At 60.0% G+C, this 23220-nt stretch carries 14 protein-coding genes and 1 pseudogene; 3 read left to right on the forward strand and 12 right to left on the reverse strand.

Going from position 1 to position 23220, the window contains the following annotated elements:
• The first annotated feature begins 20 nt into the window (after nt 1-20).
• Nucleotides 21-1655, forward strand: a complete 1635-nt coding sequence (locus tag ACTG1K_RS01370) for a sensor domain-containing diguanylate cyclase (RefSeq protein ID WP_440004729.1) — start codon at nt 21-23, stop codon at nt 1653-1655.
• Nucleotides 1656-1770: 115 nt separating this feature from the next.
• On the opposite strand, the gene ACTG1K_RS01375 is transcribed toward ACTG1K_RS01370, so the two are convergent.
• From ACTG1K_RS01375 to ACTG1K_RS01400, 6 genes and pseudogenes are all read right to left on the reverse strand, one after another.
• Complete coding sequence (locus ACTG1K_RS01375) at nt 1771-2424, reverse strand: HAD family hydrolase (protein ID WP_194495683.1); 654 nt, start codon at nt 2422-2424, stop codon at nt 1771-1773.
• Between the two features lie 39 nt (nt 2425-2463).
• A complete protein-coding gene (locus ACTG1K_RS01380; RefSeq protein WP_005336478.1) occupies nt 2464-3471 on the reverse strand; it encodes an ABC transporter ATP-binding protein in 1008 nt (335 codons plus the stop codon).
• A gap of 6 nt (nt 3472-3477) precedes the next feature.
• The gene (locus ACTG1K_RS01385; protein ID WP_019445454.1) at nt 3478-4254 is read right to left on the reverse strand and encodes an ABC transporter permease; all 777 of its coding nucleotides are present in this window, start codon (nt 4252-4254) and stop codon (nt 3478-3480) included.
• Nucleotides 4247-5146 (reverse strand): ABC transporter permease, encoded by a 900-nt coding sequence (locus tag ACTG1K_RS01390; protein ID WP_236367771.1) that lies wholly within the window; start codon nt 5144-5146, stop codon nt 4247-4249. The genes ACTG1K_RS01385 and ACTG1K_RS01390 overlap by 8 nt, the downstream gene beginning before the upstream one ends.
• Nucleotides 5146-5978 (reverse strand): annotated as a pseudogene (locus tag ACTG1K_RS01395) (alkaline phosphatase family protein). Before ACTG1K_RS01395 ends, ACTG1K_RS01390 begins: the two are co-directional and overlap by 1 nt.
• 9 nt (nt 5979-5987) lie before the next feature.
• Nucleotides 5988-7049, reverse strand: a complete 1062-nt coding sequence (locus ACTG1K_RS01400) for an ABC transporter substrate-binding protein (protein ID WP_058059838.1) — start codon at nt 7047-7049, stop codon at nt 5988-5990.
• Nucleotides 7050-7313: 264 nt separating this feature from the next.
• Here ACTG1K_RS01400 and ACTG1K_RS01405 point away from each other — a divergent pair, with 264 nt between their 5' ends.
• Nucleotides 7314-8078: a UTRA domain-containing protein gene (locus tag ACTG1K_RS01405; protein WP_234915997.1), complete on the forward strand. Its 765-nt coding sequence runs from the start codon at nt 7314-7316 to the stop codon at nt 8076-8078.
• 40 nt (nt 8079-8118) lie between these two features.
• Here the strand turns inward: ACTG1K_RS01405 and ACTG1K_RS01410 are convergent, their stop codons facing one another.
• The gene (locus tag ACTG1K_RS01410; protein WP_005336490.1) at nt 8119-8883 is read right to left on the reverse strand and encodes a helix-turn-helix domain-containing protein; all 765 of its coding nucleotides are present in this window, start codon (nt 8881-8883) and stop codon (nt 8119-8121) included.
• A 1276-nt stretch (nt 8884-10159) separates the two neighbouring features.
• Here ACTG1K_RS01410 and ACTG1K_RS01415 point away from each other — a divergent pair.
• Nucleotides 10160-10786 (forward strand): porin family protein, encoded by a 627-nt coding sequence (locus ACTG1K_RS01415; RefSeq protein WP_021231774.1) that lies wholly within the window; start codon nt 10160-10162, stop codon nt 10784-10786.
• A gap of 84 nt (nt 10787-10870) precedes the next feature.
• On the opposite strand, the gene ACTG1K_RS01420 is transcribed toward ACTG1K_RS01415, so the two are convergent.
• The 5 genes from ACTG1K_RS01420 to recC all read right to left on the reverse strand — a co-directional run bounded on the left by ACTG1K_RS01420 (nt 10871) and on the right by recC (nt 23014).
• Nucleotides 10871-11869: a sensor domain-containing diguanylate cyclase gene (locus tag ACTG1K_RS01420; protein ID WP_236287753.1), complete on the reverse strand. Its 999-nt coding sequence runs from the start codon at nt 11867-11869 to the stop codon at nt 10871-10873.
• Nucleotides 11870-12389: 520 nt separating this feature from the next.
• Nucleotides 12390-13880, reverse strand: a complete 1491-nt coding sequence (locus tag ACTG1K_RS01425; protein WP_240045612.1) for a pentapeptide repeat-containing protein — start codon at nt 13878-13880, stop codon at nt 12390-12392.
• A gap of 58 nt (nt 13881-13938) precedes the next feature.
• Nucleotides 13939-16002 carry an exodeoxyribonuclease V subunit alpha gene (recD, locus tag ACTG1K_RS01430; protein WP_440004730.1) on the reverse strand — a complete coding sequence of 688 codons (2064 nt, stop codon included), beginning with the start codon at nt 16000-16002 and terminating at the stop codon, nt 13939-13941.
• The gene (recB, locus tag ACTG1K_RS01435; protein WP_440004731.1) at nt 15999-19622 is read right to left on the reverse strand and encodes an exodeoxyribonuclease V subunit beta; all 3624 of its coding nucleotides are present in this window, start codon (nt 19620-19622) and stop codon (nt 15999-16001) included. The genes recD and recB overlap by 4 nt, the downstream gene beginning before the upstream one ends.
• Nucleotides 19622-23014, reverse strand: a complete 3393-nt coding sequence (gene recC, locus ACTG1K_RS01440; protein WP_440004732.1) for an exodeoxyribonuclease V subunit gamma — start codon at nt 23012-23014, stop codon at nt 19622-19624. The genes recB and recC overlap by 1 nt, the downstream gene beginning before the upstream one ends.
• Between the last annotated feature and the right edge of the window lie 206 nt (nt 23015-23220).

A 23220-nucleotide genomic window follows, 5' to 3' on the forward strand; every position in this document is an offset into this window, starting at 1 on the left:
GAGACGAAAAGGATCTGTTCATGTCCCCCGCCAAGCCCAAGAACACTTGGTCTTTGATCACCCGCATGCGGCTGGGCTTCCTCTTGCTCTTTATCCCTGTGTTGCTGCTCGGCAGCATCTACTACCTGCATATGGAGCGCACCCTGCGCCACGAGCAGCAACAGAACCTGATTGCTCGCAACACCCAGTATTTCCATACCCTGATAGAACCCTATCTGGCGACCCTCAAACGCCAGTTTACGCTCATTTATCAGCAGGTAAATTATCGGGATTTCAGCGGTCCGGAGATCCGCAACGGCGAGCGCTACCTGCAACAGTGGCAGGCCTATCACAAGGTGATGGAGCTCGATTACGTCTACGTGGGCACCGAGCATCGCAAGATGCTGATCCACCCATCCTGGCAGGCCGACGAGAAGTTCGATCCCAGAACCCGCCCCTGGTATCTGCTGGCCGCCAGCCATCCCGGACAGATTGTCTGGACTGATCCTTATTACGACTACACCTTGGGCACTCTCACCATGGTGCTGGCTCGGGTAATTAAAGATCCTGACGGCAAGCGGGTTGGCGTACTCTCGCTGGATACCCAGCTCACCCCCCTCGCCAGCTGGCTAAACAGTCGGCATGCTCAGAGTCACCATCTGGGTAATGGCTATCAGCTCCTGCTCAACCATGACGGGCTGGTGCTGGCCCATCCGGATCGCGAACGGGTATTCAAACCCCTCGCCCACCCCGACTGGCTGGCCCGGATGCAACAGCCGCAGGGCTTTTTCCTCGATGATGCCAGCGGCCTGATGGTCTCCTACTACCGCATCCCCGAGCAGCGCTGGATCCTGCTCAGCGTCGAGCCGACTGCCAGCATGCAACAGGTGATCGACAGCGTCTCCATCAACGTGCAGCTGATGATTGCCGTCGCCTGCATTCTCTATCTGCTGCTGGCCCTGCTCTGGTCCCGTTACTTCCGCCGCATGCTGGGGGAGATCACCCTGCTGATCCGCGCCAGCCGCTCCGGCGGTATCGCCTACAACGGCCGCCGCATGCTGGAGCTGGCCAAGGTCTATGAAGAGATGGATGCCGCCAGCCAGGACTTTGCCCAGATCCGGCTGCAAGCCAATCAGGACAAGCTCACCGGGCTCTACAATCGTCGCTTCTTCGACGAGTGCCTGCAGAAGCAGCTCAACAGTGGCGCTCCCTTCGGGGTGGTGATGTTCGATCTGGATGATTTCAAGCGAGTCAACGATACCCACGGCCATCAGGCGGGGGATGTGGTGCTCAAGCGGGTGAGCAAGCTGGGCATGAATCTGTTCCACGAGTGGGGCTGGTTCTGCCGCTATGGCGGCGAGGAGCTGGTGCTGATCTTCCGTTACGGCGAAGAGCAGCCGATGCTCCCCTCCCTGCTGGAAGCGTTCCGGCTCGGGGTGGAGCAGCTGGAGTGGCGCGAACCCGATCTCACTATCACTATCAGCGGCGGGGTGGCCTTCAGCCGCTCCGGGCTCTCGGCCAAAGAGCTGGTGGAGCTGGCCGACAAGGGGGTCTATCAGGCCAAGCGGGAGGGGAAAAACCGTATCTGCTTCCCGCTGCGCCACACCCCTCACCAGAGTGCCGAGGAGGACATTCCCGCCTTTGGCGAGCCCCGGCAACAAACCAACGAGGGGTAGCCACCACCGCCAACATCAACCACAACGCTGTCAGCAAAAACAAAGAGAGAGGCTCCTGCCTCTCTCTTTGTTTATCGTGCTCCTTGCCGCACGTTAAGCCTGTGTGGCGCACGACTCAGCGCTGCCACTCCCACACCGGCCAGCCCAGCTCCGAGGCGCACTGACGGAGCGCGGGGGCCGGATTGACCGCATGAGGATGGCTCACTGCCCGCAGCATGGGCAGATCGTTGTGGGAATCGCTGTAGCCAAAGCTCCCCTGCCAGAGATGGTCCCTGCCTGCAAAGAGCTGGTTGATGCGGGCCACCTTGCCTTCGCGAAAGCTGAGGGTGCCGCGGGTCTGGCCGGTCAGCATCCCCTCCTCCTCATCGAGCAGGATGGCGACGCAGTGATCCATCCCCAGCATCTTCGCCATGGGGGCCACCAGATGCTCGCCGGAGGCGGAGATCAGTACCAGCTCGTCACCACGCTGGCGGTGCCACTCGATGCGCGCCAACCCCTCCGGGTAGAGGCGCTCGCGCAGCACCTGCTCGGCGAAGTGGTGGCACTGCTGCTCCAGCCACTGGCGCGACTTGCCCGCCAGCGGCTGCAGGGTGAAGGCCATGTACTGATGCATGTCCATCTTGCCCTGATGGTAGAGGGACATCATGGCCTGCTCCTCCGCGATCATGCTGGCGGGCGCCAGCTCCTCGGCCACCATGTACTCCAGCCAGAGGCTGGCGGAATCCCCCGCAATCAGGGTCTCGTCCAGATCAAACAGTGCCAGTGCCATGGGCGCTCCTCGCAGTGAAAATAGAAATGAAATGCGGCCTCATGCTACCTCACAGAGTTGATCCCGGGCCACCGCCAGGGTCACGGCACTGCCGGTGGCCAGCAGATCGCCAGCCGAGCGGTTGAGGCAATCCACCGTCAACAGCCCCGCCTCGCACTCCACCTGATAGCGGATCACGTTGCCGAGCAGCTGTTGCTGGCGAATGATGCCGGGCAGGCTGGGCTCGCTGCTGGTCGCTCCGGCGGGCAGCAGGGTGATGGACTCTGGCCGCAGCGCCAGCTTGCCCTGAAAACGGGGGCCGAACAGCGACTTGCCCTGCTCGGCGCCAAGCAGGTTGTAGTTGCCGATAAAGCTCGCCACAAACTCGCTGGCGGGGCGGGTATAGATCTCCTCCGGCGTGCCGCTCTGGACGATGGAGCCCTTGTTCATCAGGAAGATCCTATCCGACATGGTGAGCGCCTCCTCCTGATCGTGGGTCACGAAGATGGTGGTGAGTTCGAGCCGCTGCTGGATCTCGCGGATCTGCTGGCGCAGGCTGCGGCGGATGCGAGCATCCAGCGCCGAGAGCGGCTCGTCCAGCAGCAGGATCCGCGGCTGCACCACCAGCGCCCGGGCCAGCGCCACCCGCTGGCGCTGACCGCCGGAGAGCTCGGCCGGATAGCGGCGCTCGAAGCCGGTCAGCTCCACCAGCGCCAGCGCCTCCTGCACGCTGGCCGCCAGCTCCCGCCCCGGCTGGGGTTTCATCTGGAGGCCGAAGGCAACGTTGTCCCACACCGTCATATTGGGGAACAGCGCATAGCTCTGGAATACCATGCCGATGCCCCGCTTCTGGGGCGCCTGCCAGGTGATCTCTTCACCGGCCACCCGCACCTGACCGCCATCCACCGGGGTGAGCCCGGCCAGCGCCCTCAGCAGGGTGGACTTGCCACAGCCGGAGGGGCCGAGCAGGGTCACCAGCTCCCCCTTGCGGATGCCGAATTCGATCCCCTCGAACACCGGCGTATCGCCGTAGGATTTGTGCAACTGATTGACTTCTAAATGAAACATCTTGGATCACCGATGAAATCTGTTGGCCGCCCAGGTGAGCAGCAGGGTCAGCAGGAAGTAGCTCATCACCAGCGCACTGGTGAAGTGGCCCGAGGTGGCGCGCATGTTGTAGAGGTAGACCTGCAGGGTCTCGTAACGGGTGCCCACCAGCATGTTGGCAAACACGAACTCGCCGAGCAGGAAGGAGAGGGAGAGAAACAGCGCCGCCAGCAATCCCTTGCGCAGACAGGGGATCACCACCAGCAGAAAGGCTCGGCTGCTGCTCGCCCCCAGCAGGTGGGCGGCATCCATCAGATCTTTCAGCGGCACCCCCTGCAGGCTGTTGGCCAGCGCCCGATACATAAAGGGGAGCACCACGGTGAACCAGGTGCCGATCAGGATCCACGGCGTGCCGATAATCGGCAGAACACCGTCGGCGTAGATCTGCAGCAGCCCCACTGACGAGACCACAGGTGGCACCGCGAAGGGGAGCAGGATCAGCAGGTTCATCCAGGGATCCAGCTTTGGGAAGTAGTAGGCCACCACCAGCACGGTCGGTACCAGCACCAGCGTCCCCAGCAGCAGGGTAGCGAAGCAGACCAGGAGGCTGCGGCCAAACGCCGCCAGAAAGCGCGGATCGCCCCACAGCTTGAGATACCAGTCGAGGGTAAAGCCATCCGGCAGCAGGGTCGCCCCCCAGCGGGTGGAGATGGAGTAGAGAAACGTGGCCAGCAGCGGTAGCAGCAGGGTGGCGACCAGCCCACCCAGCACCCACTTGGGCCAGCGCGGCGTCAAATCATGCATGGGATTGCCCCTTGTTCACATAGCTCTTTTTCAGCAGCCACTGGTTGGCGGCCGTCACTACACCCAGCAGCACCATCAGGATCACCGCCAGCGCCGCCGCCATATTGGGCTCGAGGAAGATATCGCCGGAGACCAGACTGGCCACCCGGATGGTCACCAGATTGAAGTTGCCGGTGGTGAGGGCGTAGGCGGAGGCATAGGCCCCCACCGCGTTGGCAAACAGGATGATCAGGGTGCCGAGCAGCGCAGGCGTCAGCACCGGCAGTGCCACGTGCCACACATACTGCCCCTTGCTCGCGCCGAGCAGCGCGGCCGCTTGCGGCCACTCATCCTGCAGCGCATCAAACGCCGGGTAGAGCAGCAGCAGGGCGAGCGGGATCTGGAAGTAGGTGTAGATGAGGATAAGGCCGCTACCCGAGTAGAGGTTGAAGCCGTCGATCAATCCCCATGATTTCAGCAGCAGGGTCACCGCACCATTGATGCCGAGAATGATGATAAAGGCGAATGCCAGCGGCACCCCGCTGAAGTTGCCGGTCATGGTGACGAAGGCCAGCAGCAGCCGCTTGACTCGCTCGCCGCTGTGGCGCAGCGCCGCCGCCCCCAGAGTACCGATGGCAAGCCCCGCCAGACTGGCGATACCGGCAATGCGCAACGAGTTGCCGAACGATTGCAGGTAGAAGGGGGAGCTCAAAATCTCCCGGTAGTAGTCGAGGCCCCAGCCATCGGGGGTCTGAAAGCTGCCCACCAGCACCCACACCATGGGGGCGAGCTGGAACAGGATCATCAAGAGGATAAACGGCAGCAGCACCAGTGCGGGCAGCCAGTGGCGGCGCACCCGGAGCTTGGTGGCTACGGGTTGATCCACGAGGATCTCGGTGGTGGCAGGCATCATCAGTGCACCTCGCGCATAAAGGCGGCCTTGAGCAGCGGTGGCGCTGCCGGCTTGTCGTGGGGAATGCCCAACAGATCGGCCATCAGGGCGCAGAGCTGGGTCTGGGCGATCACTACCCCATCCGGCCAGAGCTCGATAAAGGCATCGCCAAACAGCCAGAGTGGCACGGTGCGCTCTTCGGGCAGGGTGCCGCCGTGGCTCAGATCGTTGTTCATGCCGTGATCCGAGGTGATCACCACCTGATACCCCTCCGCCAGCCACTGGGGCAGCAGATCGGCCAGCAGGCTGTCCATCCGGCGCGCCTGATTGCGGTACTGGCGGGAATCGAGGCCAAACTTGTGGCCCGCATCGTCCACCCCCATCGGGTGGATCAGCAGAAAATCGGGATCGTACTGGCTGCGCAGCCACTCGCCATCCATCAGCAGATGGCTGTCGGGATAGTTGTCATCCCAGTAGAAGCAGCCGTGCTGAATGGGCAACAGCTCATCGTGGGTAAAGCGATCGCGGGCCGCCAGCCAGGGGCTGCGGTTGTAGAGTTCGCTCACCCAGTAATAGGCCGCCGCTGCGGTGCGTTTGCCCGCAGCGCGGGCCAGATGGAAGATGGAGTCATGCAGACTGAGGCGACTCACCCCGTTGTGGGTGATGCCGCTCACCACCGGCGGCACGCCGGTCAGGTGCACTCGTAGAGAGGTCGGGAGAGAGACGGCAGGGCAGCATTCAGGGTCGTCTGCAGGCCCCGCCCCGCCTCCACCATGCCACCGAGGTAGCCCATGGTGTGGGCTACCTCGGCTGCCAGACCATCCACAAGTACCACTATCACCTTGTGTTGCACTGGATTCCCTTACTGCATGTTGATCATGACGGTTTCTTGCCACTGGCGCGGCAGGGCTTTGGAGCTCTGCTCCCAGGCGGCGTGATCCTGCACCGGCTTGGCATTGGCGTACTGCTCGGCTGGCAGCAGCTTGGCCTTCACGTCATCCGGCAGAGTCACGTTGCTGCGGATCGGGCGGGCGTAGCCGCGGGCCAGGTTGATTTGACCGGCATCGGAGAGGATGTATTCACGGGCCAGTTTGGCGGCGTTGGGGTTCTTGGCCCACTTGTTGATGATGGTGGTGTAACCGGCGATGACGGAGCCGTCGCTCGGGATCACCACCTCAAACTTCTTGGGGTCGATCTGATCGCGGTAGTTAAGGGCGTTGAAGTCCCACAGCACCCCCACTTCCACCTCGCCCTTCTCGATGTTGGCGATGGTCGGATCGTTCAGGGAGAGACGACCCTGCTTGGCCAGCTGACCGAACAGATCCAGTGCAGGTTTCAGATTCTTCTCGCTGCCGCCGGTGGCATAGGCCGCCGCCAGTACGCCGTTGTTGGCTTGGGAGGCAACACCGACATCACCCAGGGTCACCTTGTAGTCGCCACCCAGCAGGGATTGCCAGCTGGTGGGGGCGGCCTTGACCAGATCCTTGTTGATCAGGAAGGCGATAGTGCCGGTATAGGCCAGCATCCAGTGACCATCCGCATCCTTGGCCCAGTTGGGAATGTCGGCCCAGGTGGAGGGTTTGTAGGGCTGGGTAACACCCTGCTTGACCGCAACCGGACCGAAGGCGCCGCCCACATCGCCGATATCGGCGGTGGCATTGGCCTTCTCGGCGGCGAACTTGGCGATCTCCTGCGCCGAGCTCATGTCGGTATCCTGATGCTTGATGCCGTAGATGCTGCCCAGCTGCTGCCAGGTATCCTTCCAGTTGGCCCAGCTGTCGGGCATGCCGATGCTGTGGAGCTGGCCTTCACCGCGGGCGGCCTTTTCGAGATCCGCGATATTTTCGGCTGCATAGCTATTTGTGGCAAACAACGGTTGGCTGATGGCCACCATGGCCAGTGCACTTGCGATCACGCTTTTCATCATCCCATCCCTCTGGACTAGGTCAGTTAAGGTTCGAGAGGGATGCTAGAGGGGAATTGTGACGGTGGCGGGGCGCTTTAATGGCAGTTTGATGACAATCACCCTGTCATGGCGCTGTCATCCACAGCGGTTACAACTCTGAACCCGAGTGAGGCTGGACTATTCCAGTAAGGGATTGGCCAGCCACCCGCCTTCTGAATAAGCAACAGGGACAAGAGTGTGACCGAGCCGAGATTGAGCGAGCAGAGAGTGAACGAACAGAGCATGGCCGATGGCCGCTTCTCCTCCAAGTGCGAACAGATTTGCCAGACCCTGCGCCGCTATATCGGCAGCGGCCAATTGGGGGCCGGGCAGCAGCTGCCCGCCGAACGGGCTCTGAGCGAGCGATTCGCCACCACCCGCATCACCATCAAGGAGGCGCTCTCCAGCCTCGAAGCAGACGGCCTGATCTACCGTGCCGAGCGACGCGGCTGGTTTGTGGCGCCACCCCGCCTCACCTACGATCCCGCCATCCACACCCACTTTCACCAGTGGATCGGCGAGCAGCAGCGCACCGCCGAAACCCGGGTGCTGGCCCACGGCAGCGAACTTGCCAGCAGCGAACTGTGCCGCTGGATGGGGCTGGAACCCTTCACTCCACTTTATGAGATCCGCCGCCAGCGGCTGATCGACGGCCGCCCGGTGCTTCATGTCAGCCACCATCTGCTGGCGAGCCGCTTTCCCGATATCGCCAGCGCACCGCTGGCCAGCTCCCTCACCGAGCTCTATCAGCAGCGCTATGGCATAGGCCAGGGTGGGGCAAGTCTCGAGATCACCCCCTCGGCGGCGCGCGGCGCCATCGCCCGCGCCCTCAATCTGGCGGAGGGGAGCGCGGTGCTACGGCTGGTGCGGGTCAACTACGACGAGCGTGGTGGTCTGGTGGATTGCGATATCGAGCACTGGCGGCCGGATGCGATCCGCATCTGTCTGGATACGCGAGCATTGCAGCCGCTCGCAGGCAAGCTGCAACAAACCCGGGTCGCCGATTAGACTCCAGCCAACAGAGCGGATCCCGCAGGATCTGCCCGGATCAGTTGTCGATATTGGGGATCATGTCGTCAAAGCTCTGATAGCCGCAGTCAGCCAGTTGCAGCGACATGGTGTAGGTCTTGGCGTGCTCCTGCTGGCCGATGGCGGGGCGGTTGAGCTTGATCTCCTGATGCCAGTACTCCTTCATCCGGTCGATCAGTGCCATCGCCTCCCCTTCGTTGAGGTGCAGCTGGCAGAGCGCCATATAGTTGTTCGACTTGTGCATGTTCTCCACCAGATACTCCCCCAGCACCGACATTGCCTGTCGCGCCTGCTGGCGGGCGAAACGGCTGTGCTGCTCGAAGCTGATCCGCTCGCTGATCAGGAAGTGGTAACTGTTGTCGATACCTAGCTGCAAAATGCCAAGCTTCTCCAGCTTGCGCAGATAGAGGTAGCAGGAGGCGTCGGTCAGGCCGTACTCCCGCTTCAGATCGATCAGCGTCTTGTCGCGCCAGAAGATATTGGCGAGAAAAGCGTAGAGCCCAGGCTCGTTGTGAAACGCCTCATCCTGCTCCTGAGTGAAGACGGCACGGCGGCTCTGGGCGTCCTGGGTACGATCCAGCAGCTCCTCGAACGAGAGCCCTACCAGATGGCAGATCTCCAGCAGAGTATCGAACGGCAGCGAGGGCTTGTTCATCATCCGTTTTACGGTCGCGATGGAGACACCCATGGCTTCTGCCAGGGTCTGATAGCGGATCCCCTTGTCGGTCAGGGTCTTCTTCAGGGTGTCGAGAATATTGTTGGCCAGGGTCTGGCTGTAGGTCATGCCACTCTTCCTTGTTATCGCACTTTCATTGCATGGTTATGCCGAGTCAGCTTCTGACCTGTTTTTACCTTCAAGGCTCAGATATTGACACCGAAAAAACAGCCTAGAGAAAAAATCGCCTACAACATCAATCAGGACAGACCAGTTGAACGATGAGGGCGCAAAATCTGACACCAGACAGTGCATATCTTTCAACCCGCAAACATTTTGCTAGTGCTGCATAGAACATCGCGCATAATCGAAACGTATCGAATTCAAGACCCTTCCTGGTTGAGAAATCGATTGTTTGCTTCCAAATTTTTATCTTTTAAACCGTAAGGTTTTTTCTCTTTCCTGGCATTGGGCGGCGCTGATAGCACCGCCCTTTTCTTTTCCCTGAATTCGCAGGTCAGGTCAAGGGCCCCGGCAAGGGGAAGTGTCACCGGCCACCCGCCGCCCACTGATGCGCCAGCCACCACGACCGCTCTGGCAAGGTATCCTAAACGGCCATCAATATCGTGTTATTGCCATTCAATATATTTAAATGGCCTGTTTGGAAAGCTTCATTAAATATAAAAACGAATATAAGAAAGTTATTTAAAACTCCAAAAACCTATCTTTTAAATAGCTTGTATATATAAGCAAACGAAATTAATCAGACCGCACGACCCATATCTGCTTATCGCACCTCATGCCCACCCCAACGAGTGCTGCCGGGAGAAATGAAAAGTCACCCACAAGAACCCATCCGCGTATCTGGTGGGCAACATGGCCCATGCATAAACAGCCTCAAAAGACCACCAAAAGCCACGATGGGAACAATCCCAAACCTCAAAAAGAGCAAAAAACAGGCAAAAAGATAGATTTTTTTCTCACGGTTTCACCTTGTGATACGTTCAAAAAATCATCGAAAAGAACCTGATGCCAATCAGTGACATCTGAGATGCCAATTTTTAGACAGCTAATCATGGTTACTCTAGAATTAAAATAAAATGTTGTTATAAATCAATTGCATGGAATCAAAACCAAACTCACAGCCTGTCATTCGCCTCACCGGTTAATTATTTAAATCTCAATAAAGCTAAAACTCTAATAACACCATTTATTAAACAAAATGCCCCTGCTTGCAGCCAGTCATATTTAGAAGAATGGGGAAATCACTCTCTTGTTATTCAGAAATACGCTGACTATACTGCGGCCCCTCTGTGAAAGCAGAGCGATGACGGAAATATAAAAAGCTTCATGGATTGAGCAATATAAATCACACGCAGTTCACGCAACACAAGGTTATTTATCCATGAACAAGTTTAATAAAATTGCCGCATTCTCCCTGCTTGCTCTGGCCATGAATGGCGGCGCCCATGCCGAAGGCTGGTATGCAGGTCTGGACCTGACTACCTCCAAGATGGATCTCGATGGTGCGGCCAAAGACGCCTATGACGCCAAAGTGATCGACGACCAGCTCGACGGCGGCAGCCTGATCGTGGGTTACAGCTTCAAACCCTGGCTGGCGGTTGAAGGTGGCTTGCACGCCCAGCAGATGGATCAGCTGACCTGGGTAACCTCCCCGATTGCAAGCGGCTTTGCCGACACCACCATCGAAACCCGCAGCATCAGCCTGGCCGCCAAGCTGAGCCAGCCGCTGGCCTGGGGCTTCAGCGCCTATGCCAAACCGGGTATCGCCTACACCCGCACCGAATTGGAAGTTGTCGGCAACGCCACCTTCCTCGGTTTCAGCGATCAGGTAAGCAAGAGCGCAACCAAGAGCAAGGTACACCCCAATCTGGAAGTCGGTCTGGACTACGCCTTCAACGACCACTTCTCTGCCGGTATCGGTTACGAGCGCCAGTTCGACGCCCTGAGCCTGGGTGACGAGCACTACTCTCTGGATACCTTCAAGCTGGGTCTGCGCTACCACTTCTAAGTCGCGCCGCGTCAGTCACAATACAAAAGGGCCGCCGGTTTCAAACCTGCGGCCCTTTTTACTGCTCTTTTTCCGTACCCCGCGTTAGCAGATCTGGTCTTTACCCAACTGCTTGGCCTGATAGAGCGCCCGATCGGCGCGCACCATCAGGCTATCTTTCTGCTCATCCTGCTGATACTCCGCCAGCCCGAAGCTCATGGTAGCGGGCGCGTGGGGGCAGATGGGCTCGCTCGCCATCAATGCCTGAAATTTGCTCGCCACCACCAGCGCATCCTCGCGGCCGGTGTTGGGCAACAACACCATAAACTCGTCACCGCCCCAGCGGGCCAGCAGATCGATCTCGCGGATATGGCGGCGCACCAGCGCCACTATGTTGATCAGAGTCTGATCCCCGGCGTTGTGGCCATAGCTATCGTTGATCTGCTTGAAGTTGTCCACATCCATGGCGATCACCGTAAACGGCTGATGGAAGCGGCGCGCCCGCTCACACTCCAGCTGCAACGCCCGCTCCAGCCGATAGCGACTGGCGGCGCCAGTCAGGGCATCGGTCTCTGCCAGCAGACGGTTCTCCTCGGCTTTCTGTTGCAGCGCCTCGTTGAGTCGCACCAGCTCGGCGGTGCGCTCGGCAACCTGCTGCTCCAGCGACTGATTGCGCCGCTCCAGCTGCTCCAGCAACAACTTGCTGGCGTGGATATCGCGATGGGCGCCGATCATCCGCGCCACAGATCCGTCGGGATTGCGCTCAATGATGCGGCCGCAATCCTCAATCCAGAGGTAACTGCCATCCCGGCAGCGGCAACGGTACTCGGCGCGATACTCATGGGCGCTGCCGCTCAGGCAGAGATCGAACTTCGCCATCACTGCCGCCAGATCGTCGGGGTGGATCACGTTCTCCCAGGTGAAGACGGTATTGCCGAGGGAATGAGGCTCGTAACCCAGCATCCGGTACCAGCCGGGGTTGCGATAGACAAAACCGGTATTGGCATGCCAATCCCAGATGCCATCGCTGGTCACCTCCAGAATGCCATGCACCACGGCCTCGCTGACATCCGAGATCCTGATCGTGTCACTGTCCTGCACCATAGCAGTTATCCTTGTTCTTCCGCCCCGCGCCACCACGGGGAATCGCTCTGTTGTCGTGAGGCGCTACCTTGGCATATTGCAACAGATCTGTCAGCCAGAACCCCACCGCACCACCGTTTCCCCGGTTATCGGCCACTCACGGCACAGGCTGAGTCAGGGTGGCCATAAGTGTGGCTCAAGCGCGCCCCATTTACCGGATTTAACTCACGATTCAGTCATTTGGGTGATGGGAATAAATGAGGGGATACCCAGAGACCCCCACAGAGGTCACTCGGCCAGAGTCAGCCGTGTAGGTTCGATTAGCGAAGCGTAATCGGACAGCGGTAACGGCATTGCTCCCTTCTCCCATTTATTAAAAAGGAGGAGAGGGGTCGGGGATAAGGGGAAAGAAAAAGAGATTTCGCGGTAAACGTTGGGCTTCGCTATGCTCAGCCACAACCTACACAATCGGTAGGTTGGTGCTGAGCCTGCGAAGCCCAACATACGAAATATTTTCAGAGAGAAGGCTTCACAATATTTTTCACATAGAATTATCCATAATTTTTGATGTGAATTGATGAACGTACTCACAGTCACCTTTATTAAAATAGTCATGAATACTCTCTGCGTAGAGCTCATTCGTTAAGTTATATCTAGACAATATTGAATACAGACTAAACTTCTTTGTTATAGATAATTTATGACCTGTACAAAAATACTTTGAAAGTTTTTCTTTTGCGGTAAGATCATCCTTTTTGAAAACTATATCAGTGTTATCACTGGCTTCCCCAGAAGTAAAAATATATGATATTTTTTGATTGAAAATATTATTCATACTAAAACTAGAATCGAAAAGACCAATAGCATTGAAGTCATTATCATAAAGCTTTGAGCGTTCTATTTTGGAACCATAGAATTGAGAACCTAGAAAAGTACTTCCAATTATTATGCTTCTTCTAATTTGTGTATCACTAAAAACAGAACCGATTAGATGAGTATTATTAAAGATAACAGATTCAATATTGGAGTTGAAGAACGAACTACCATCCAGAACAGACATGGAAAAATTAACCCCATGCAGGTTTGTGTTGACAAAATTTGTTCCCATCAGTCTTGCAAAACTAAGATTTGCACCAGATAAATCTGAATCATGAGCCCAAATTCTAGGTATAGACTGGCCCCATAAATCCAAATACTTCAAACTTCTTGACCTTAAATCCAATGAAATAGAACGTGATATATTATATACATCCTCATGATATCCTGTCATAAGCGCAAAGCTATTAGCATTCTGATCAGGAGTATAAACCTTCTCTGTTCGATCTATTTTAATATGCGGGATAAACCATACTGTCCCCCCATCTTCATCATCTAACAAAGCTGAATTTTGCTTTATATAAAAAATCGGAGAAAAACTTGAACTGATGAATATTGTGTCTACACAGATGTATAAATGTAATGTCATGCACACTAGAAGTAATTTATGAAAACTTTTACTATAATCGTCTCTATATAAATGTAATGTAGATTTGTAATTTTTCCCACATGAATATAAACAGACGACAAATGCCATAAGCTGTAGCAAAAAATACACTTTACTTTGATAGTCTGACAGCCTAATTAATAGCAAGTAAGTTGTGAGTGGCCCACTAAAGAAAACTGAAAAAATGACAACACATCTCGATATAATAGTATTTGTGTCATTTTCCATATTAAAAGAAAAAATAGACTTTGATGGCGAACGTGCAACTTTGCACCTCCACTCCATAAGATAATATTCTCTTGATATGTAAATTGAGATTATAGATATAACAAAGGAGCTAAATATCAAAAAACCTACAACTGACGTTTGCGTATTTATTATAGGTATATTGAAACCTTTTGCGTGCATTAATAAATGCGCATCGGAAATAGAAAATAAATTCAGTAAAATAAATACCTGCACTAAGCAATACGTTGTGAAAATTTTTACAAAATTAGCCTCATCACCCGAGATCGCTTCTGTTGATGTATTCTTACTTCGATTCAACATATTTATTCTCTAATAGCTAAATAAAAAGCGGCAAATCCCTTTACCGCAATCCAATCAATCACTCCCCCAACCTCTCTGCCAATCCGGAATAACGCTCGGTCTTTTTCCGCACAGCTTGGGCCAGCAGGGCGCGATCGCCGTAGAGATCGAGTCGCGCCTTGGCGCGGGTGATGCCGGTATAGACCAGCTCGCGGGTCAGCAGCGGGCTGGGGCTGTCGGGCAGCACCAGCACGGTATGGGCAAACTCCGAACCCTGGGATTTGTGGATGGTCATGGCGTAGACCGTCTCGTGGGGCGGCAAGCGGCTGGGCAACAGGGCGCGCAGGGTGCCGTCCGGCTGCTCAAACCATACCTTGAGCCGCCCAGTTTCATCGGGCAGGCAGAGCCCCATATCGCCGTTGTAGAGGCCGACCCCGTGATCGTTGCGCACCACCATCACAGGGCGACCGGCATACCAGTCGCCATCGCGGGCAATCAGGCCGGCCCGTGACAAGGCGAGTTCGAGCCGCTCGTTAAGCCCCAGCACCCCGAACGGGCCGTCACGCAGGGCGCAGAGGATCTGGAAGCTGTTGAATGCCTTGAATACGGCGGCAGGATCTTCCCCCGCGCGGGCCGCCTTCAGATAGCTGCCGTAACCGGCCACCCCCTGGGCAATCAGGGCGTCGTAGGCCTCCCCCGCCCAGGGGTGCAGGCTGATATCGGCGAATCCTGCGCCCCAGACTGATTCCACCGCCGTGGCATCGCCGCTGTTGCAGGCGCGCGCCAGCTGGCCGATGCCAGAGTGCTGATCAAAGCGCCAGCTCTTGGCCAGCAAACAGAGGCTGTCGCGCACGGCAGCCCCCGCGGGCGTACCCTGCAAGCGATAGCCGGTCTGGCGGGAGAGCCAATCCGCCTGCGCCGGGCTGATGCCCTGTTCGATAAAGCTGCAGATATCGCCGAGCACGGCCCCCGCCTCCACCGAGGCGAGCTGATCCTTGTCGCCGAGCAGGATCAGGCGGGCGTGGCTCGGCAGCGCATCGAGCAGGCGCGCCATCATCGGTAGGTCAACCATGGATGCCTCATCCACCACCAGCAAGTCGAGGTGCAACGGGTTGCCCGCGTGGTGGCGGAACTGGCTGCGCCCCGGAATGACCCCGAGCAGCCGGTGCAGGGTGCCCGCTTCGGTGGGGATCGCTTCGACCCACTCGGGGGGCAGATCGAGGGCCTGCAGGGCAGAGCCGATACTCTCGGTGAGGCGTGCCGCCGCCTTGCCGGTGGGGGCCACCAGCCGGATCGCCGGCGCCTTGCCCGCTTGCAGGCCGGTCTCCACCAGAATGGCGAGCAGTTTGGCGACCGTGGTGGTCTTGCCGGTGCCGGGGCCGCCGGAGATCACCGCAAAGGGGCGCGCTGCTGCGGTGGCCGCCGCCAGTTTCTGACCGTTGCAGCAGAGCGCCTCGGGCACCAGCGTATCCAGCTTGCTCAAGTCGCTCGCCGCCTGCGCACTGGCCAGCAGCCCTTCGATGGCGGGCCAATCCACTTCGTTCGGGAACACCAGATCGAGATACTTTTCGATAAAGTGACGGGCCGAGAAGTCGGGGGTGAGGCGGGCCTTGAGCAGCGCCCCGAACACCAGCCCGTAGTCGCGGGCAAACAGCCGCGACAGGGCCGGTGCAATCTCCGGCCATTCGGCTCGCTCGCTCAGGGCGCGCAGATGGCGGGCTACGCCCTGCTCGTGATCGTGGTAGCGGGTGAGGTAGAGCCGCCCGTGCCACAGCCGCAGCGGCCAGCGCGGAGTGAGCCCCTCATCCTGCTCGGTGCCAACCAGGGGGCTTGCCGCAAACAGGGCGGGCCAGCGGGTAGGATCCGCCAGATCCCCCAGCAGATCCCGGCTCTGCTGGGGATCCAGCCCGAACGGGCGCAGGGATCCGGCGATGAGCATCTCCAGCGGCAGGCAGACATGGCCGCGCCCCAGCTCGAAGCAGGCGAGCGCCGCCCCCAGCACCAGCTCGGGGCTGCCGCCAAGGTCGGCCACCAGCCTGGCAAATTGCAGATCCAGCTGGCGGATGCGGCCAGCCAGCGCCAGTGTTTTCAACCGTTCAACCATCATTGCGCTGGTCGCTGTGCTGATCATGGTGCCGCTCATGCCTCTACCTCGTTCAATGCTTGAGATCCCGCAGCTGGCAGCTCACTGCCTTCGCGAAATAACTTATCCAGCCCCAGCACCAGTTCACGGCTCGGGCGGGTATGGAAAATGCCCCCCTGCGGCATGCCGCGCAGGAACAGATAGAAAACGCCGCCAAAGTGCTGCTCGAAGTCGTAGCCCGGCAGGCGCAGGGTGAGCAGCCGGTGCAGCGCCAGCGAGTAGAGCTGGTATTGCAGGTCGTAACGGTGCTCGGCCATCGCCCGCTCCAGCGCCGGACGGCTGTAATCGGCGGGGCTCATGCCGAGGTGGTTCGATTTGTAGTCGAGCAGATACCAGCGCCCCTGCCACTCGAACACCAGATCGATAAAGCCCTTGAGCATCCCCTGCACGGTGGCAAAGCTGAGCGGCTTGTTGCCCCGCGACAGCGGGTCGTGCTGCTGGCAGAGCGCAGTCAGCGCCGGTGCCGTCACCCGCCCCATCGGCAGGAAGAACTCCAGCTCCACCTGTTTGCGCTCGGGGGCCAGATCCCGCAGCCGTACCGGCTCGCCGCTTTCTGCAAGAAAATCTGTTTCCAGCGGGGTATCGAGCACTGCTTCGACCTGCTGTTGCAGCACTTGGGCCCAGCTCTCGTCGAAACCGTCTTGCAGCAACAAGCTGGCGATATGCTCTGCCAGCGGCTCGCCAGCGGCGCTTTGAAAGTCGATGGTCTCGAACAGGCTGTGCAGCAGGGTGCCGGGGCGCGCCCCTTTCGGGAAGGTGAAGATGGAGGGCTGGGGCGCCTCGTCCGGTTGTTCCGCCACCAGCGCAGCGGCTACTTCGGTGACGACCTCATCATCGAAACCGGGATTGGCGAGTACGCCCTTGCTGTGGCCGTGGCCCTGCGCCGCCAGCCCGGAGTAGGAGCTGATCCACCAGTCCCGCTCAAGGGAACCGCTAAAGTGGCGCACCTGCGGCTCGCCCAGCAGCTCCACCTCTGGCGGCAGCGGGGTCGGACGGGTGAGCGAGGGCTCACCGACGGCCACCCCGGGCAGCGCCTGTGCCAGCTCGGTCAGCGCGGTCGCCAGCGTTTGCGCATCCCCCTCTTCACCCTTTTGCAGCAGGTAGCCGATGGCGGTGTGGTGCAGATCGGTCTTCTCCGACTTGCCCGCCCCCGCCCGTACCGGCGCCAACCCCAGCCAGGTGGCGTAGACGCCCCGGGTCAGCGCCACATAGAGCAGCCGCAAATCTTCGGCAAGGCGCTCGCGGTCGGCCTCCGCCAAGGAGTCCTCGGCGCCGGTCAGATCGAGGATGGTGCGATTGCCCGCCTCGTCCGCCTCGTGATAGAGCGGGGTCTCGGCGGTTCTGTGGCTGCAGATAAAGGGCAGGAACACCAGCGGGTACTCCAGCCCCTTGGATTTGTGGATGGTGACGATCTGCACCAATTTCCGCTCGGATTCGAGGCGCAGTACCTGCTCAGCATCCTGCCCGTTGGGGCGACTCACCGCCTCCCCCAACCAGCGCAGCAGGGCGTACTCCCCGTCCAGCTCGCTGCTCACCTGTTGCAGCAGCTCGCCAAGATGGAGGAAGTTGGTCAACCGCCGCTCGCCGTAGGGGCTCGCCAACAGCGAAGAGGCGAGATTGCGCCGGTGCAGCAGGGCGCGCAGCATCGCCAGCACACCGCGGCGATGCCAGATCGATCGGTACTCCATAAACTCCTGCACCGCGCTCTCCCACGCCCGCTCGTCGCTGGCCAGCCCATCGAGCGCCTTGGCATCGAGGTCAAACAGGCCGGTCGCCAGCGCCGCCCGCAGGCTGCGCTCTTCGCTCGGGTTCTGGCAGGCGTGCAAAATCAGCAAAATCTCCCGCGCCTCCGTCTGCTCCAGCACGCTCTCGCGGTTCGACAGATAGACGGAGGCGATGGCGAGCCGCGCCAGCTCCTGCTGCACCAGCTTGCCCTCGGCGCCGGTACGCACCAGCACGGCGATATCTCCGGCCTTCACCGCTTTGTCGCCGATCAGCGCCTTGCCCTCGCGGGCGAGGGTCAGCAAGCGGTGGATCTCGGCGGCGGTGGCGCGGGCCATCTTGCTCTGGTAATCCCCCCGATTGAAGGTGGGCTGACCCGCCAACTGCCAGCAGTGCAGTACGGGGGCAGTTTCGCCACCCAGCAGCAGCGCCTTGCTCTTGCCCTGCGCCGCCACCGGCAGGAAGGGGATATCCGCCTCGTAGATAAAGGGATCTTTCGCCCGCTCGAACAACCCGTTGACCGCTCCCACCAGCGCACTGCTGGAGCGCCAGTTGCGCCCGAGGGTGTAGTGGGCGCTCACATTTCGCCGCGCCTGAATGTAGGTAAAGATGTCGGCGCCGCGAAAGCCGTAGATGGCCTGCTTGGGGTCACCGATCATCAGCAGCGCCGTGTCGGTGTGGCCGCCGTAAAGCCGATGGAAGATGCGGTACTGCTGGGGATCGGTATCCTGAAATTCATCGATCATCGCCACCCGGTAGGTGGCGCGAATCCGCTCGCAGAGCCGCTCGCCAAGGCTGGAGCCAAGCGCCCCGTCGAGATCTTTGAGCAGGTCATCGAACGAGAGCTGATGGGCTTGGCGCTTGCTCGCCTGCATCCGGCTGCGCACCACCTTGGCGGCCCGTTGCAGGATGAGATCCCGAATACCGGGGCGGCTCGCCAGCAGCTCGTCTATCTGGCTGAACAGCGGCAGGGTCGGCACAGCGCCCCCCTTCTTGAGGTTCTCCTCCAGCACCGTCTGGCCGAAGCGCTCCAGTTCCTTGGGGATGGCGTAGCCACTGGCCTCGTCTTTCGCCCAGTCGCTTATCTTGGCAAGCCACCCTTCGTAGTTCTTGCCGGTGTAGCGGCTGATCTGGCCGTCGGTCTGGCGGCGGATCTCGTCCGTCTGCGCCAGCCATTCGCTCTTCACCGCCTCAATGCGGGCCATAGCCGCCTGATGGCGGGCGGCGAGGGTCTCGTCCCCCAGCGCGGGGTGGATCTCCAGCTCGCTGTTGTCGAGCCAACTGCCCATCTCCCGCAACAGGGCGGCGGGGCTCGGCCAGAGCGCACGCACCGCGCTGGCGAGGGCTTTATCCACCGGATAGAACTCGGCACGCCAGTAGTCGCTCACCGCCTGCAGCCTGAGCTGGCTGTCGTCGGTGAGAAATTCGGTTTCAAAGAGTGCACCCGACTCGAAGGCGTTCTGCTTGAGCATCCGCTGGCAGAAGCCGTGGATGGTAAAGACCGCCGCCTCGTCCATCTGGCGCTCGGCGGCCAGCAGGCGGCGGGCCGCCAATTCGTGATCCGCCACCTCGGCCAGCAGTTGGGCCAGCAGGGCGTCACTGCTGTGACCGCGCATAAAGGCGAGGCGCGCCTCGTGAATGCGACCGCGGATCCGTCCGCGCAGCTCGGCGGTGGCCGCTTCGGTAAAGGTCACCACCAGAATTTCGGTCACCGAGAGCGGCCGCTCGTGGGCGCTCGGCTGACCTGCATCGGCGCCCTCTTCGATGAGCGGGCCGTGGCCCAGCAGCAGGCGCAGGTAGAGACCGGCGATGGTGTAGGTCTTGCCGGTACCGGCGGAGGCTTCGATCAGTCGTTCACCATGGAGGGGAAAACGCAATGTATTGAGCGGGTTAGCCATTATTTCAGCTCCTCCAGGGTCTTGAGCAGCGGAGTCAGGTGTTCGCGAGCCAGCGCCTGCAACTGACCAAGCACGGCGTCATCGAGTTCGGGGAAGCAGCGGGCAACGTAAACGTCTTGCCCCTCCCCATTGATCATCCAGCCGCCGTTGAAACGGGTGAGGGCCGCCTTGTCGGCCGCCTCCGGCTTGTCGGGATCCTTCTCGATCGCCTTGAGCCAATCCCAGGCGGTGTTGGGGAAGAACGGCAGCGGCCGCTTCATCCCCTGCGCCCAACAGGCCACCAGCGCCGCCAGTTTGGGCCGCGCCTCGTCGGCAGACAGCGCTGGCAGTCGCAGGCTCTGTTTGGCATCGAACAGCAGGGTGTCGCCGGGGGCGCTGCTCAATGAGAGGCAGAGGTGCTGGATCCAGCCCAGCAGCAGATCCTTGCCGTTGAAGCTGCCGGGTTTGACCACCAGCAAGCGCCCCTTCTGGGTGTCGATCCACCCTTGCAGCTGACCCTGAGTCAGGGAGATATCGATCTCCACCGCTTGCTTTTCTGACTCATTGGCAGCAACCCATGGCCGCAGCCGATCAGCCAGCTTGCCCATCTCGGCATCCAGATCGTCCAGCAGCAGGCTGCCGAACCACCCTTGCGGCAGCAGGCCAGTGAGCTGCAACCGCTCGCGACGCTCGGTACTTTCACCTTCCGCCAGATGGGCATCGAGCAGCAGATCTTTCAGCTGATAATGTTGCAGGCCATCCAGCTCGAACGGCTCGCTGTCCTCGATGTTGGCTTCGTTCAGCTCAAACCACACCTTGAGGCGACGGTTGAGGAAATACTTGGTGGGCTGGCGATAGAAGCGCAACAGCTCCGCCAGCTCCAGCCCCTGCTCCTTGCCCCCCCCTTTGTTCCAATCTGGCGGCAGCGGCAACTCACCGCTCTGGAAGTTGGCCGCGCCACGCTCCGGATTGAGGGCGGGCAACCAGTCGGCGGCATAGGTAAAGAGGCGCGAACCCGCCGCCGGGTAGAAGTAGTCGCGACTGTAGGGGGTGAGCGGGTGCGCCACCATCAGGTGGTTGAGCAGCCGCTTGCCGGAGGTTTCGTCGTCGAGATCCTCATCCCCCGCCAGCACAAAGCCCTGCCGCACATAGTCGATCAGCTCCGCCAGCAGCACCGACGGCACCTTGTCGCTGTTGTCCTGCGCGCTGAAGCCCTGATAGCTGATATAGAGCCCCTGCTGGGCGCTGAGCAGCGCCTCGAGGAAGAGGTAGCGGTCATCATCACGACGGGAGCGATCCCCGCGCCGGCCCGCCACCGCCATCAGGTCAAACCCCATGGGGGCCAGGGTGCGCGGATAGACGCCGTCGTTCATGCCGAGCAGGCAGACCTGCTTGAAGGGGATGGAGCGCATCGGCATCAGGGTGCAGAAGTTGACCTGACCGGCGAGGAAGCGCTGGCTGGAGCGGGACTCCCCCAGCACGCTGCCGAGGTAATCCTGCAGCAGGTCGGCGGTAATGGGCTGCTCGAAGCGGGCCTCGCCGAGCCGGGTCTGCCACTCGGCCAGCTGGCTGCGAATGAGCTGGAGCTGACGCTCTTCATCCTCGTCGGCCAGATAGAAGCGCTCCAGCAGCGCCAGCAGGCAGGCGTTCCACTCGGCCAGCGGCTGGGCCTGTTGCAGGCGGGGCAGGAATTCTGCCAGCGAATCGACAAACCAGGCGAGCTTGCCGAGTGCCAGCCCCTGCTGCCCTTCGATATCGGCGTAGGGCAAGATGCCCGCCACCGGCTCGCCATCCCCCATGGCAAAACCGAGCAGCATGCGGCGCAGGCCGAACAGCCAGCTGTTGCCGGACATGGGCGGCAGCTCGAAACGGACGGGGTAACCGTCATCCAGCCCCCAGCGGATGCCGGTCTCCTGCACCCAGACCCGCAGCTGGTTGAACTCGTCGTCATCCAGCTCGAAACGGCGCAGCACGGCGGGCACCTCGAGAATGGCGAGCAGCTCGCCCGCCCCGAAGCGGGCGTTGGGCAGCCTGAGCAGGGCGAGGAAGCTCTGCAGCAGCGGGCTCTCCTGACTCGCCGCCCGATCCGAGACAGCAAAGGGGATCTGACCGCGCGCCCCACTCTTTTCTTTACCAAAAACGGCCTGAATATAGGGGCCGTAGCTGTTCACATCCGGCATCATCACCACCACATCTTTCGGGGTGAGGGTGGGATCCTGCTCGAACAGCGCCAGCAGCCGGTCGTGCAGCACTTCCAGCTCGCGCATCGGGCCGTGGCAGGCGTGGATCTGCAAGGATCCATCCGCCGGGCTGATGGGGCTCTTGTGATGGCTGCTGTCGAGATCGAACTGACCGGCGCCCCGTTCTGCCAGCTCCAGCACATCCTTCTGGATGGCGCGCAGCAGGCTGACATTGCCTTTGCCATCCACCTCGTCGATATCGACGAAGGCCTCGATTTGCGGTACCTCCAGCTCCATCAGCTGATGCAGGTAGTCGCGCCCCAGTTTGCCCATGGAGGCGAGCAGCGGGTTGGCGGGGCCTTGCAATGTCTCGATATCGGTGCCGGGTTTGAGCTTGTTCTCCAGCCGAGCCAACGTCTTGCGATCCAGCAGATCCCCCCAGTAGTAGCGGCAGGGGTTGGTGACGAACAGGTGCACCTCCACCTCCGGCCGGCTGCCGAGGGCCAGCAGCGCCTCCACATAGCGCGGCGGCAGCGCCGAGATGCCGAACACAAAGACCCGCTGCGGCAGCTTGCCCGGCAGATCGGCGGTACGCGCCAGCTCGTGGATAAACTCCTCGTAGAGGTTGGCGCGGTGGTAACCGCTCGGAGAGAGCGCCAGGGTGCGTGCCACCAGCTCACGCCACAGCTCCGGCTGCCAATCCTGACCGCTCACCCCGGCCAGCTCCTGACTCAATCCTTCCCCCTCTTCCCAGCGGGCAATCCAGTCCGGCCGATAGACCAGATACTGGTCAAAGAGATCCGCCACCTTTTGGCAGAGTTGCCACAGCCGCACCTGCTCGGGCGCCTGCGCAAGTTCACGGGCAGGATCCTCGCCACCCCCACCGCCCAGATAGGCGGCGAGCGGGGCAAAGGCGGGGCGATCCAGCAAGGCAGGCAGAATGGTCATCAGCTGCCAGCTCATGGAGCCTTTGTTGTAGGGGCTCTGACGCGGTACATCCGCCAGCACCCGGGTGAACATCTCCCAGATAAAGCTGGCGGGCAGCGGAAAGTCGATATTGGCGGCGATGCCGAACGCTTTGGCCAGCTCCAGCTTGAGCCACTGGGCCATGCCCGGACTCTGCACCAGGATCTGCTCCCGATCGAAGGGGTGAGAGAGAGGGGCCTGCCGGATGCGGCTCACCAGCAGCTCTTTGAGCAGATCCAGCTGATTGGAGTGGTAGAGGGTAAACATGAGCAAATTCCCGCCTGTGGATGAGAGGGGGCGAGGGAAAAGGCGAGCCATTTCCATCACTTCACAAGAAAAGGAATTGTCGGGGATCGGGGGGAAGATGCAAAAGGCTCTTGTGGCCAGCAGGCGAGTAAACAGCTGAACCATGAGGGGTGCCGCAGATTTGTGCAGCAGCCTCACCGACCCGGAAAACGCAGACAGAAAAAAGC

The sequence above is a fragment of the Aeromonas sp. 102P genome (assembly GCF_051920345.1).
Taxonomy (GTDB): domain Bacteria; phylum Pseudomonadota; class Gammaproteobacteria; order Enterobacterales; family Aeromonadaceae; genus Aeromonas; species Aeromonas veronii.